At 55.2% G+C, this 12,784-nt stretch carries 11 protein-coding genes; 8 read left to right on the top strand and 3 right to left on the bottom strand.

From position 1 onward, the window contains the following. Positions 1 to 288: 288 nt before the first annotated feature. Complete coding sequence (locus tag ACMV5H_RS13335) at positions 289 to 954, top strand: LuxR C-terminal-related transcriptional regulator (protein ID WP_414821964.1); 666 nt, start codon at positions 289 to 291, stop codon at positions 952 to 954. Positions 955 to 1,120: 166 nt separating this feature from the next. Here the strand turns inward: ACMV5H_RS13335 and ACMV5H_RS13330 are convergent, their stop codons facing one another. After that, entirely contained in the window at positions 1,121 to 1,672 is a 552-nt protein-coding gene (locus tag ACMV5H_RS13330) for a tyrosine-type DNA invertase (protein ID WP_021179844.1), read from the bottom strand. A 507-nt stretch (positions 1,673 to 2,179) separates the two neighbouring features. Here ACMV5H_RS13330 and ACMV5H_RS13325 point away from each other — a divergent pair. Beyond that, on the top strand, positions 2,180 to 3,832 hold the full coding sequence (locus tag ACMV5H_RS13325) for a multidrug ABC transporter permease/ATP-binding protein (protein ID WP_414821963.1): 1,653 nt from the start codon (positions 2,180 to 2,182) through the stop codon (positions 3,830 to 3,832). 366 nt (positions 3,833 to 4,198) lie between these two features. Here ACMV5H_RS13325 and ACMV5H_RS13320 read toward each other — a convergent pair whose 3' ends face one another. Further along, complete coding sequence (locus ACMV5H_RS13320) at positions 4,199 to 5,413, bottom strand: CynX/NimT family MFS transporter (protein WP_414821962.1); 1,215 nt, start codon at positions 5,411 to 5,413, stop codon at positions 4,199 to 4,201. Positions 5,414 to 6,109: 696 nt separating this feature from the next. Between ACMV5H_RS13320 and agaR the strand changes: the two genes are divergently transcribed. From agaR to agaF, 6 genes are read left to right on the top strand one after another with little or no spacing between them, the layout of a single operon-like run. After that, positions 6,110 to 6,886, top strand: a complete 777-nt coding sequence (gene agaR / locus ACMV5H_RS13315) for a transcriptional repressor AgaR (protein WP_037375671.1) — start codon at positions 6,110 to 6,112, stop codon at positions 6,884 to 6,886. Positions 6,887 to 6,906: 20 nt separating this feature from the next. Beyond that, entirely contained in the window at positions 6,907 to 8,190 is a 1,284-nt protein-coding gene (locus tag ACMV5H_RS13310; RefSeq protein WP_179251811.1) for a D-tagatose-bisphosphate aldolase, class II, non-catalytic subunit, read from the top strand. A 1-nt stretch (position 8,191) separates the two neighbouring features. Next, a complete protein-coding gene (gene agaV, locus ACMV5H_RS13305) occupies positions 8,192 to 8,668 on the top strand; it encodes a PTS N-acetylgalactosamine transporter subunit IIB (protein WP_121607697.1) in 477 nt (158 codons plus the stop codon). A gap of 14 nt (positions 8,669 to 8,682) precedes the next feature. Then, a complete protein-coding gene (agaW, locus tag ACMV5H_RS13300; RefSeq protein ID WP_115159699.1) occupies positions 8,683 to 9,462 on the top strand; it encodes a PTS N-acetylgalactosamine transporter subunit IIC in 780 nt (259 codons plus the stop codon). Further along, complete coding sequence (locus ACMV5H_RS13295) at positions 9,452 to 10,345, top strand: PTS system mannose/fructose/sorbose family transporter subunit IID (protein ID WP_021179851.1); 894 nt, start codon at positions 9,452 to 9,454, stop codon at positions 10,343 to 10,345. Before agaW ends, ACMV5H_RS13295 begins: the two co-directional genes overlap by 11 nt. Positions 10,346 to 10,355: 10 nt before the next feature. After that, the gene (agaF, locus tag ACMV5H_RS13290) at positions 10,356 to 10,790 is read left to right on the top strand and encodes a PTS galactosamine/N-acetylgalactosamine transporter subunit IIA (protein ID WP_115159698.1); all 435 of its coding nucleotides are present in this window, start codon (positions 10,356 to 10,358) and stop codon (positions 10,788 to 10,790) included. A gap of 203 nt (positions 10,791 to 10,993) precedes the next feature. On the opposite strand, the gene ACMV5H_RS13285 is transcribed toward agaF, so the two are convergent. Continuing rightward, complete coding sequence (locus tag ACMV5H_RS13285; RefSeq protein WP_414821961.1) at positions 10,994 to 12,727, bottom strand: ABC transporter ATP-binding protein/permease; 1,734 nt, start codon at positions 12,725 to 12,727, stop codon at positions 10,994 to 10,996. Positions 12,728 to 12,784: the final 57 nt, after the last annotated feature.

Genomic DNA, 12,784 nt, shown 5'->3' with positions numbered 1-12,784 from the left:
TAGAACCGCTCTTTCTGAGTCAGATGTTTTCCCTGCATGCAACAGGCTCTCCAGTAGGGCCAGAGCGGTGATTTTATCCGGGTCTGGCCAGTGGGTCACTTTGTTGCGTTTCGAGTGGGAATGGGGCTAATGCTATGCATAAGTTCGGCTTTCAGAATGATGGCGAACTTTATTTGCAAGGCAAGTGGATGGCAAAGACCGGCCCGGTGTTTGCCCGCTAACCCTTGATACCGCGATGCATTAATTCTCTGGGATGGGATCAACGAGATTTTTATACAGGAGTCGTCTATGCAACCGTTGTCACAAAAGCCGTTTGGCTTGGCGTTAATGGATCGCAGCCCACTCACACTTACTGGGCTGTCTTGTTTCCTTGAGACGCTTAACGTCGCCAATGAGATTATCGTGCAGGAAACCAGCATGGCTGCGGTTGCCGAAAGGTTGCTGTACCAACCCGTCGATATTCTCATCACCGAACTTAATGGCCTGAATGAAACCATTGCCCAGTGCCGTGAAGTTCTACTTAATTTGTGTGCGCAGCAGCCTGAGTTACGGGTTATTGTTTACACCCGCAGCCAGACAGGGGAGGACCTGTGTAAGCTGCTTGATGTGGCCAATATCAGCGTGGTATCCCGTGGGGATGAATTGCCGCTGGTCGGGGAGTTCTTTCACCGGGTATTTAACGGTGAGCGCGTATTGAGCCCGTTGATCGGCTCTTATCTGGCGCGTAGCGATCCTGAAGATGCTTCAAGCCTGCATCATCTGACCCGCTGCGAAAATGATGTCCTGTCGTTCTTGTTTAACGGGATGAGCCTGCGGGAAATTGCTGAATTGCAACAACGCAGCATCAAGACCATCAGCGCGCACAAATGTAATGCCATGCGCAAACTACAGGTTAAAAACGACAGCGAGCTGTTCTCGCTGAGAAAAAACATTAGCCAGCAGTTTGCCGATTGATGGTTAGAAATCGTTGCCCCGCCTTGCTGTCATCAAGTATGGCGGGGCATCACGCCCACCGTGATCGACTATGATATATAGCGTAAGAATATTGGCTGTTGCACAGATAACGACATCTGCGAAGTAAAAAATGTAGTGCCAGTTTGAATCGGTGGCCTGCGTTGGGTTAAATATGTATTACCCGAAAGCGTTCAACATTGCTGGCAGTATAAATAACGGTGTTCTGAATGTTGCGATGGCCCAGGTAATCTTGAATGAGCCTGGTGTCGATCCCTCTATCTGCCAGGGCATAGCCGCAGGAGTGGCGGAGCATATGGGGATGGACTTGGACGTCGATACCGGCTAATTCACCGTAGGACTTTATTAATCGGTAAAGTTGTTGGCGTGAAATTTGCCCACCGTGACGAGAAAGAAACAGCCAGGGGCTATCAGGTTCCAGATAGCTTGGGCGTTTTGCCAGCCAACGGCCCAGTGCGATACGCTCACGGATTTGAATAGGATGCTGGACCGAAAAACCGTTCTTTAGGCGCGATACGTGTAAGCGGTTGGTGGCCAGGTCAATATCTTCCAGCCGTAGCCCCCGTAGTTCACTGACGCGTAACCCATGAATAAAGCACATCAACAGCATACAGCGATCGCGGCAACCGTTGGCACCGTCCGGGACGGCGGAGATCATTCTCTCAATTTCAATATGGCTGAGATATTTGCGTTTTGTCATTCTCTATCCCTAAGTTAAATAAAGCAAATATGACGGGTGTTTATTCATTTAAACATTGAATACCCTTATCAGCAAACAAAATAGCTGTGTTACTGCGGCATTAATCCTGCGGCATTATCTTATTACTAGGTTTGAAGCGGGGTTAATGGTTATTTATTAAGAAAAAATCAACTCACTTGATCATCAGGAAACCCGGATTGATGGGTTTGAAAAAGGTGTGTTTATAAATAACCCTCTAATCTAACAGGTTAGTTGTTTATCTAAATAGACTTGAACATATTTGGGTTTATACCTATTTTTGAGATTTTTATTATTGTGTTAATAATGTTTTTAGCTAGACAAACAGCTGCTTGCTCTATATTTGCTTTAGTTATCGCCCCGCGTTTGGCCTGCACGGGCAGGCCAGGGCCAGCATCTGCCTGCCCAACAAAATGAGAATTGTTATTGATATCACGCTTTCGCCCACTACAATGCCCGCCAGTGCATGATTTTTGAATAGGGTTTCTGATGGAGTTGTTACGGGTGGTGTTCCAGCAGTATCGCTGGCCGTTTCTGGCGGTAATGGCGTTAACCATGGCCAGTGCGGCGTTGGGGATTGGCATCATTGCATTTATTAACGTGCAACTGATGGGGGCGGCGGGTAACCCGCTAGTGGTGTTGCCGCAGTTTCTCGGCCTGTTGGCCCTGCTGATGGCTGTTACGCTCGGTTCTCAGTTGGCGTTGACCACTTTGGGGCACTATTTTGTTTATCGGCTGCGTGGCCAACTGGTAAAGCGCATATTGGATACCCATATTGAACGGTTGGAGCAGTTGGGCAGTGCCTCACTGTTGGCTAGCCTGTCGAGCGATATTCGCAATATCACCATTGCTTTTGTCCGCCTACCGGAGTTGGTTCAGGGGGTGATCCTGACCCTGGGATCGGCTGCCTATCTGGGCTGGCTGTCGCCTGCCATGCTGGGTGTGACCGCGATATGGGTGACGATCACCATTTTGGGAAGTTGGTATCTGGTCTCGCGGGTTTATAGCCACCTGAGCAGCGTGCGCGAAGCGGAAGAGCGGCTCTATCTGCATTATCAAGCGGCGATCGACGGGCGCAAAGAATTGGCGCTGAACCGCGATCGGGCAAAAATGTTATTCCAGCAGGCTTACGAGCCCGATGCCGGTGACTACCGTTATCATATTATCCGTGCAGATACCTTCCACCTTAGCGCCGTGAACTGGTCAAATATCATGATGCTGGGCGCCATCGGTCTGGTGTTCTATATGGCGAACAGCTTGGGTTGGGCGAACACCACGATAGCGGCGACCTATTCCCTGACCTTACTGTTCCTGCGTACCCCCTTATTACAGGCGGTTGGGGCATTCCCGACGCTGATTGCGGCCGAAGTGGCCTTCAATAAAGTGAAGGCGCTCAAACTGGCGGACTATGATCCGGCATTTCCGGCTCCACAGGCTCGTACGTGGCAAACGCTGGAACTGCGCGACGTGGCATTCCACTATGCGGCGGGCGAACAGCAATCAGGGTTTGCGGTTGGGCCGATCAATTTGACGTTACGGCGGGGCGAACTGGTATTCCTGATTGGCGGCAACGGCAGCGGTAAATCGACGCTGGCCATGCTGCTCACCGGGCTGTATGTGCCCGTTAGTGGGCAGATCCTGCTGGATGGCCAACCGATTACGGTCGCCGATCGTGAAGATTATCGCCGCCTGTTCTCTGCCATCTTTACGGATTTCTACCAGTTTCACCATCTGTTGGGGCCGCAAGGGGAACAGCCGGACGCCGCACTGGTGGAAACCTGGTTGCAGCGCCTGAAAATGAAAAGCAAATTGGAGTTCGACGGTACGCGCGTCACCAATCCGCAACTGTCACAAGGGCAGCGCAAGCGCCTGGCCCTGTTGCTGGCGGTGGCTGAAAAGCGGGATATTTTACTGCTGGATGAGTGGGCGGCGGATCAGGATCCCCAGTTCCGCCGTACTTTCTACCGCGAGTTACTGCCTCAGCTGCGCGAAATGGGAAAAACCGTGTTTGCCATCAGCCATGACGACCATTACTTTGAACATGCGGATCGCCTGTTGCAAATGCGAGATGGCCATCTGAGCGAACTGATTGGGGATGAGCGCCATCAGGCGAGCCAGGACTCCGTCAGCCAGCTTGATTGAATTGCTTAATTTGTCGGGGCGCTAATATTCGCCCCGACATAGTGAGCCGGTTGAGGGGGATCTGTCGCCTCATAGGTTTAGGCTAGTTGAGTGATTGTTTATATCGATAATCAAAATCGCCGCCAATGATTTACTCTGTGTCTTGGGGAAAACGGTACATGGTATTGCGCTCGTGGTACCGATTTCAATTGCCAACAGGGTAGTCAGGGGAGCAGGAACGCGCCAATGGACAATCAATCACTCATTCCCACCACAGAGGTCCCACTAGCGGAAACGCTAAGATTTCCGCCATCCTGGCAACTCAATGAGCGGCAACAGCGCTTTATCGAAGATCTTTGGCTGGGGGAAGATCATGCCGTACCTGGTTCAGCCGATAATCTTGCGACGCCCGGCCAAGATGCCGAACAGCATCTGCAGCAGCGTTAACCCTAGCAAAATCGTCAACGGCACCGTCCAGCCTTGCGTCAAATCATGCACCAGGCCAAACAAGGTCGGCCCCAGTGCGGCCAGCAGATAGCCGATGGACTGAGCCATCCCTGACAGCACCGTTGCCTGATGATGGTGCTGGCTGCGCAGACCAAAGAAGGACAGCGCCAGCACCAACGAACTCCCCGCCCCCAGCCCGGCAAATATCAGCCAGATAAGGGAGTAGGCAGGCAGCAACAGCAATCCGCCGACGCCAATAAAGATCAACAGCGAACTGACCAGTGCGATCCCCCGCTGGTCGCGCGCGCGCGGCAGTGCAAACACCATCACAAAGTTGGCGGCAATCGCCACGATCTGATAAACAAACAGCTCGAAGCCCGCCTGCTGCGGTGAGGTGCCGTGGCTGGCGGCAAAGGCGCTGAACCAACCGATAATGGTGTAGAAGGTGATGGATTGCAGCCCCATGAACAAGGCAACTTGCCATCCCAGGGCACTGCTCCAGGGGGAACGAAAGGTTTCTGTCGCTACCGGCGTGCCGGTTCGGGTAACAGGGGTGGGCTTGCGCTTCAGTTGGGGTAGCCAGATCGCCAGCGCGATAAGCGCCGGCAGGCTCCAGCACAGCAGTGAAAAACGCCAGCCGTTATCGTTGAATGCCGCTAACGGTACCGCCATGCCGGAGGCGATAGCGGCCACCAGTGACATCACGGCCGCATAGGTACTGATCATCACCGCCGCCCGATGAGGAAAATCGCGTTTTACCAGCGTGGGTAATACCACGTTGGCAAAGGCGATGGCCGCGCCTATCAGCACCGTGCCCAACCACAGCATGCCATCCCACGGTTGTGAACGCAGCACGATCCCGGCGACCAGCAGCGCCAGTGCCAGCCCAAGGGTGCGCTCAATTCCGATGCGCTTGGCCAGCGACGGCGTTAATGGCGATAACACCGCAAACAGGATCAGCGGCAGGGAGTTGAGTAACCCGGCAGCGGTGGCAGAAAGCATCAGTTGGCGCTGGATCTGTTCCAGTAACGGGCCTACGCTGGTTAAAGGAGCGCGCAGGTTAGCCGCCACCAGCATGATGCCGGCCAGCAATAAGAAACGCGTCAAACGACTGCGTTTAACAACACAATTTGCGGATGGTTCGGGTTGGGGCATGAGATCCTCGCATCAGGCATGCAGCCAATCATTACTGCATGACGAGATGCGTTGATTGACGTTAACGCTTACGTACAGGCAGGGCTGCCAGTATCTACGCGCCAGTTTAGGAAAGATCTCCCCGCCTGACAAGAGGTTAAGGAAGCTGCGCTTGGCACCCACCAGGTGACTTTGATCAACGCGAGGGAAACTTTTGCTGGCAGCATTGCCCGCCATAACGGATAGTAACGGCAGTAAACCTATTGTGAGGAATCGCCATGTCTTCTTTCTACAGCCCCCGCCGTATTGTGCTTTACACCATCGCCGTGATCGTGATTTTGGTGATTGTCGGTCTGGTGACCCACCTGGGTGTCGGTTGGCTTAACTGAGCCAATTAACAGTTTTGTGATGTTGATCACCTAAGGAAAGAAAAGCCTTTTCACTGCTGCCCGCCAAAGCCGCTTTCACTGTGCTATTTTTCACATACTCTTAACCTGCCGCCCTATCGGCCTGCGGCAGATTTCACTTTTCTCGCGCCCGCCGAGGAAATAGTTTCATTTCATTTCGATTCGAAAGCTTTTTACCCCCATTTGCTGCTAAAACTGCCCTGTAACCCCGATCACAATTTCATTGCTTTCGCTTTGTTGTAATACCGCCGCAGTAGAGCGAAAGCCATCATCTCCCGGCCAAAACCGGAAACCTGAGGACCTATTGCTCATGCCAGTGAACACCGCTAAACGACGTGAACACATTATCGATTTGCTCTGCGAGCACGGAAGCGTACGGGTGGAACAGCTCAGCAAACAGTTTGCTGTTTCCACGGTGACGATCCGCAACGATCTGCGCTTTCTGGAACGTAAAGGCTGTGCGCTGCGTGCCTATGGCGGGGCGATGCTCAACCAGCAGTTTGCCTTCGATCGCCCGTTACATGACAAAGGGCGCTTGAACCGCGATGTGAAATCACAGATTGCCTGCCGAGCGGCAAGCTACGTGCGTGACGGTGATGCACTGATCCTGGACTCCGGTTCCACCACGGCCCAGATCGTGCCCTGGTTGAAACCGCGCCGCGATCTGGTGGTGATGACCAATGCGCTGAACATTGCCTATGAGCTTTCAGGTTACGACGGGGTGGAAGTGATGGTATTGGGAGGGAGCGTCCGGCAGAACTCCTATTCGCTCTATGGCCCGGCTGCCGAGCAGCAATTGCGCCAGTACCGCTTTGACAAACTGTTTCTAGGCGTCGACGGTTTCGATCTGGTTGCGGGGATCACTACGCCTCACCCCGGTGAGGCACACCTCAATCGTGTGATGTGCGAGGTGGCGCGCGAAATAATCGCGGTAGCGGATGCCAGCAAGTTTGGTCGCAAGAGCTTTTGCATGATCCGCGAAGTCGGGCAAATTCATCGGCTGATCACAGATAGCCGTCTTCCACAAGATTATCAGCAGGCGCTCAGCGATTTAGGCGTAGATGTGGTGATAGCCGATCGCGAGTAGGGCGCCCTCATGGGGGATTCATGCAGCAGTGGTTACAACTGGTAGCACAGCACAAGGCCGGCCAGCCGGTGGGGATATTTTCCGTTTGCTCCGCGCATCCTTGGGTATTGCAGGCCGCCTTGCGGCAGGCAAAGGCACGTGGCACGCCGGTATTGATCGAAGCGACGTCAAACCAGGTTAACCAGTTTGGCGGCTACACCGGCCAGACCGCCGCACAGTTTCGTGATGCGCTGTGGCAGATGGCGGATGACATCGGGTTACCAAGGAGCGCTATTTGGCTGGGGGGCGATCATCTTGGCCCCAACGCCTGGCAAGACCGCCCGGCACAAGAGGCGATGGCGCTATCCGAAACCCTGATTGACGACTATGTGCGCGCCGGATTTCGCAAGATCCACCTCGACTGCTCCATGTCCTGCGCTGACGATCCCACCCCGTTGGGTGATGAAGTGGTGGCGCAGCGTGCGGCGTGTCTTTGCGCGGTGGCAGAGCGAGCCTGGCAGCAAGCGGGTGGTGAAGCTCCGGTATATGTGATCGGAACCGAAGTACCGGTGCCAGGCGGTGCGCAGGAAACGCTGCAAGGCATCCAGGTGACTACGCCACAGGCAGTCTCCGCCACGTTAGAGGCGCACCGTCATGCCTGGCAGCAGGCAGAGCTGAGCAGCGCCTGGTCACGAGTGATCGCCTTGGTAGTGCAACCCGGCGTCGAGTTCGACCATCACAGCGTCGAACATTACCAACCGCAGGCGGCGCAGGAATTGAGCCGCTTTATCGAACGCCAACCGGGGTTGCTGTATGAGGCCCATTCGACCGACTACCAGGCACCGAAGGCTTATTCGCAACTGGTGCGTGACCATTTCGCCATTCTGAAAGTCGGCCCGGCACTCACCTTTGCGCTGCGTGAGGCGCTGTTTGCCCTCGATCGGATCGAACGTGAATGGTTGGGGGAGCATTGTTCAGCCCAGCTGTGTGCCACGCTTGAGCAGGTGATGCGTGAACAGCCGCAGCAGTGGAGCCGCTATTATCACGGCAGCCCGCATCAACAGTATCTGGACCGGCACTACAGCCTGAGCGATCGCGTGCGCTATTACTGGCCGCAGCCACAGGTCCAGCAGGCCGTGGATGCGTTGATGGACAATCTACGGAGTAACCCAATCCCGCTGGCCTTGCTCAGCCAGTATTTACCCGATCAGGCACGGGCCTTAAATGCCGGTGAGCTGAGCCAGGATCCGCAAGATTGGGTGATCCACAAAATTACCCAGGTGCTCGACGACTACCACTCAGCCTGTTACCCGGAGGTGCGCTGATATGCCCAATATTCTGATGACCCGTATCGATAATCGCCTGGTGCATGGCCAGGTCGGGGTGACCTGGACCAATACGCTGGGAGCCAATCTGGTGGTAGTGGCCAACGATGACGCCGCCGCCGATCCGGTACAGCAAAACCTGATGGATATGGTGGTAGCCGAAGGCGTGCAGACCCGTTACTTCACCTTGCAAAAAACCATCGACGTGATCCATAAGGCGGCGGATCGGCAGAAGATTTTTCTGGTGTGTAAAACGCCGCAGGACGTATTGACGCTGGTGCAGGGCGGGGTGCCCATCACCTTCGTCAACGTTGGCAATATGCACTTCGCCGCAGGGAAACGGCAAATCCACAAGACGGTCTCGGTAGATGACGATGACATTGCCGCCTTTCGTGAGCTGGCGGCGTTGGGCGTAGCCTGCGAGGTGCGCCGGGTGCCGGATGAAGCCGGTGAAGCGATAGGCAAACTGCTCGCTTGAGCGCAGGGGGAAGCATGTTAACTGACGCGTTATTGATTGCATTGCTGGCGGGGCTGGCCGGGGTCGACCTGTTCGACGGCCTGACCCACTTCCACCGCCCGGTAGTGATGGGGCCGCTGGTTGGCCTGATCCTGGGGGATGTCACCACCGGCTTGCTGGTGGGCGGGACGCTGGAACTGGTATGGATGGGCATGGTGCCACTGGCCGGTGCGCAGCCGCCTAACGTGGTTATCGGCGGGGTGGTCGGTACGGCGTTTGCCATCCTCACCAAGGCCGATCCCAAAGTAGCCATTGGCGTGGCGGTACCGTTCGCTATTGCGGTACAGGGCTGCATCACGCTGCTGTTCACCGCATTTTCACCCATGATGCACCGCTGCGATCGCATGGTGCAGGAGCTGAACTGGCGCGGCGTTGAGCGGGTGAACTACCTCGGCATCAGCATCCTGTTTGTTTTCTACTTCGTGGTGGCGTTTTTGCCGATCTATTTCGGTGCCGATGCGGCCAGCGCCATGGTGCAGAAAGCGCCGACCTGGCTGCTGGATGGGTTGGCGGTGGCGGGGGGCATGATGCCAGCGATCGGCTTCTCACTGCTGATGAAAGTGATGATGAAGAAAACCTACGTGGCGTATTTCATCCTCGGCTTTATTTCGGTGACGTTCCTTAAGCTGCCGATCCTGGCGGTGGCGCTGGGGGCATTGGCGATTGCGCTGATCGATTTCTTTAACAGTCAACGGGCAGATGCGGACATGACCAGAAAGCCTGTTCAACCGGAGGACGCCGAAGATGGCATTTGATGATTCTGACGATCTGCTGGCGCAAAAGGCAGCAAAACGCCTGGAACAGGCATTGGCCACCAGCCAGGTAGAGCAGGATGACTATGTTGATAGCCAGCCAGCGCAAGCGCTGACGCGTAGCGATATTAACCGCATGGCCTGGCGCTCGCTACTGCTGCAGGCATCGTTCAACTATGAACGTATGCAGGCCGGTGGTTGGCTGTATACCCTGATCCCAGGTTTGCGCAAGATCCATCGCAATCCTCAGGATCTGGCGAATTCGATGAAAATGCATATGGAGTTTATCAACGTGCATCCCTTCGACGTTACCTTCCTTTCGGGGCTGGTGCTGGCGATGGAGCAAAACAAGGAGAAAGTCTCCACCATTCGAGCGGTGAAGGTGGCGCTGATGGGGCCGCTGGGAGGCATTGGCGATGCGCTATTCTGGCTGACGCTGTTACCGATTTGTGCGGGCATCGGGGCATCTCTGGCGCTGGAAGGCAGCCTGTTTGGGCCGATAGTGTTCCTGCTGTTGTTCAACGTGTTCCATTTCGGGCTACGTTTTGGGCTGGCGCACTATGGCTATCAGGCGGGCACCAGTGCGCTGACGCTGTTGAAAACCCATACCAAACGAATATCCCATGCGGCGTCGATCGTGGGCATGACGGTCATCGGGGCGCTGGTGGCTTCTTATGTACATCTTTCTACGCCGCTGATCATGCATGCCGGTAAGGCCACCGTAGCGTTGCAAACGGACGTGCTTGATAAGTTGATGCCCAACCTGTTGCCGCTGTGTTTCACGTTGCTGGTGTTCTTCCTGATGAAGCGCGGTTTCTCACCGGTGAAACTGATCGGTGTGACGGTGGTGATTGGCGTAGTGGGTAAATTTATTGGTTTGCTGTGAGGTAGAGAACATGCCAGGAATTGTCATTACCGGCCACGGCGGCTTCGCCAGTGGCCTGCTACAAGCGGTAGAGCAGGTGGTAGGGGAACAGCCTGCCTGTATCGCGGTGGACTTCCCGGTCCATATGGGGACGGCGGAGTTGAAAGTGGCATTGAGTGCGGCGCTGCAAGCGGTAGAACAAGCGGACGGCGTAGTTTTCCTTACTGATATGCTGGGGGGATCGCCTTTCCGTAGTGCCTGCGAGTTGGCCGATGTGCATGGCAACTGTGAGGTGTTGACCGGGGTGAATATGCAGTTGGCTGCCGAAATGATGCTGGAGCGCGAAGGGCTGAGCCTGATCGAGTTTCGCGACATGGCGCTGGCCTGCGGTAAACGCGGCTTGACCAGCCTGTGGCATGAACGGCGTAAGGTGAAATGCGCCAACGCCGAGGCTGATGGGATTTGACCCTCACCCCAACCCTCTCCCACAGGGAGAGGGAGTTGATAGCCCCTGCTCTTTTGGAAGTATAGAGATCATATCAGCAACCTCGAGCACCCCTGAGCCATGGTGAATCAGTCGATGCTTATGAAGAATCACGATACTTTCAGCTAAACTCGATCGGTTCCCTCTCCCTGTGGGAGAGGGTTAGGGTGAGGGGTATGTTGAGGCTAACTCGGTATTGGCAACGGGCTAAGCGCCATCTGGGCCGGGCCATGTTCGTCGCGGCTGAAACGCCAGCAGGTCTGATGATATTTCGCCACGCTGTTGCGGTGTGCCACGCTGACCAGCGTGACCTCCGGCAGTTCGTCAACCAGCAGGCAATACATCAATTGCTCGGTTTCATCATCCAGCGCGCTGGTGGCCTCATCCAGGAACAGCACATCCGGGCGGGTAAGGATCGCACGGGCAAACGCCAACCGCTGCTGCTCGCCCGGTGAAAGCCGATGGCTCCAGTTGGCGCTGGTATCCAGCCAGCGTTGCAGGTGCTTCAGCCGGCAGTTTTCCAGGACTTTCAACAATTGTTCATCGCTGTAGTCTTTATCCTGATGTGGATAGCTCAGGGCCTCACGCAGCGTACCGATCGGGATATAGCTGCGCTGCGGCAGGAACAGCGTGGTGAGATGATTATCCAGGCCGATCTCACCGGAGCCGTAAGGCCAGATCCCGGCAATGGCACGCAGCAGAGTGGATTTACCACAGCCAGAAGGGCCGACGACCAGTACGCGCTCGCCACGTTGCAGCGTCATGCTTGCTGCACTTAACAGAGGCTGTCCATCGGGCAGTGTCAGGCCAACATTGCGCAGCGTCAACGGGGAGTGCTCTTCCTGTTGTAGGCTGATGCCACGCGTCAGGTTATGGACCTCGTCCACCGCCGCGTTAAAGCCAGCCAGACGGTTAACGCAGGCTTTCCAGGTGGCCAGATTGGAAAACGCATCGATAAACCACGATAGCGAACCTTGTACCTGGCCGAACGCGGAGGAGATCTGCATCAGCCCGCCCATCTGGATCGCACCGGAGAAATAGCGTGGTGCCGCCACCAGCAGCGGAAAGACAATGGCAAACTGGCCGTAGAAGTTGCTGGCGATATTTAGCCGCCGGGTGATACGCATGATCGACCACCAGTTGCTGCGGATGGCTTCAAAGCGGTTACTTAGCTGCTGCTTCTCACGGGGTTCACCGTGATACAGCGCGATGGCATCGTTATTTTCACGGATACGGATCAGCCCGAAACGGAAGTTCGCCTCATAACGTTCCTGATTAAAGCCGAGCATGACCAGCGGCTTGCCGACCCACCAGATCAGCAACGATCCCAGCGCCGCGTACAACAGGGCAAACCACACCATATAACCGGGCAGGGTAATGGTATGTTGGGCGATCACAAAGGTCATCGGCCCGCTGATATGCCAGAGAATGGTAATAAACGAACAGAGCGTCACCAGGCTGGAGAGCAGGCCGAGCGACAAAGATAAGGTGTACTGGGTCAGGACGTTGAGATCGTCGGAGATACGTTGGTCGGGGTTATCGATAATCTGCTGCTGTTCGGTATGGTAATAGGCCTGATGCGCCAGCCACTTGCCCATAAATTTTTCCGTCATCCAGCGCCGCCAGCGCATCTGTAGGCCCTGGGTCAGATAGATCTTGTAGACCGCCAGCACGATGAAAGCCAACGCCAGATAGGTAAAGCGCCACAGTTGGGCTTTGAATACCGGGTAGTTTTTATTCTGCAGGGCATCATAGAACACTTGGTTCCACTGGTTGATCAGCACGCTGATATAGACCAGCCCCAGGGATAGGCCAACGATGGCGATCAGCATCGCCCAGGCGCGCCATTTTTCTTCCGAAACCCAAAAGGGTTTGATCAACTGCCAGACGGCCCGTTTTTGTGTGGTGCTCGTGTTCATGAAAATCCAGAAGGTATCGTTTTCTTCTAGCATGGGCACGAGGCTGGTAACAAACAA

Source organism: Serratia sp. N21D137 (assembly GCF_047530005.1).
Classification (GTDB): Bacteria; Pseudomonadota; Gammaproteobacteria; order Enterobacterales; family Enterobacteriaceae; genus Chania; species Chania fonticola_B.
Note: the sequence above shows the minus strand (reverse complement) of the source record. Positions and strands in the feature narration are given on the sequence as shown.

What these genes read in the sequence shown, in the direction of transcription:
- ACMV5H_RS13335 (WP_414821964.1), top strand. Translation starts at nt 289, where the DNA reads ATGCAACCGTTGTCACAAAAGCCGTTTGGCTTGGCGTTAATGGATCGC.
- ACMV5H_RS13330 (WP_021179844.1), bottom strand. Translation starts at nt 1,672, where the DNA reads ATGACAAAACGCAAATATCTCAGCCATATTGAAATTGAGAGAATGATC.
- ACMV5H_RS13325 (WP_414821963.1), top strand. Translation starts at nt 2,180, where the DNA reads ATGGAGTTGTTACGGGTGGTGTTCCAGCAGTATCGCTGGCCGTTTCTG.
- ACMV5H_RS13320 (WP_414821962.1), bottom strand. Translation starts at nt 5,413, where the DNA reads ATGCCCCAACCCGAACCATCCGCAAATTGTGTTGTTAAACGCAGTCGT.
- agaR (WP_037375671.1), top strand. Translation starts at nt 6,110, where the DNA reads ATGCCAGTGAACACCGCTAAACGACGTGAACACATTATCGATTTGCTC.
- ACMV5H_RS13310 (WP_179251811.1), top strand. Translation starts at nt 6,907, where the DNA reads ATGCAGCAGTGGTTACAACTGGTAGCACAGCACAAGGCCGGCCAGCCG.
- agaV (WP_121607697.1), top strand. Translation starts at nt 8,192, where the DNA reads ATGCCCAATATTCTGATGACCCGTATCGATAATCGCCTGGTGCATGGC.
- agaW (WP_115159699.1), top strand. Translation starts at nt 8,683, where the DNA reads ATGTTAACTGACGCGTTATTGATTGCATTGCTGGCGGGGCTGGCCGGG.
- ACMV5H_RS13295 (WP_021179851.1), top strand. Translation starts at nt 9,452, where the DNA reads ATGGCATTTGATGATTCTGACGATCTGCTGGCGCAAAAGGCAGCAAAA.
- agaF (WP_115159698.1), top strand. Translation starts at nt 10,356, where the DNA reads ATGCCAGGAATTGTCATTACCGGCCACGGCGGCTTCGCCAGTGGCCTG.
- ACMV5H_RS13285 (WP_414821961.1), bottom strand. Translation starts at nt 12,727, where the DNA reads ATGAACACGAGCACCACACAAAAACGGGCCGTCTGGCAGTTGATCAAA.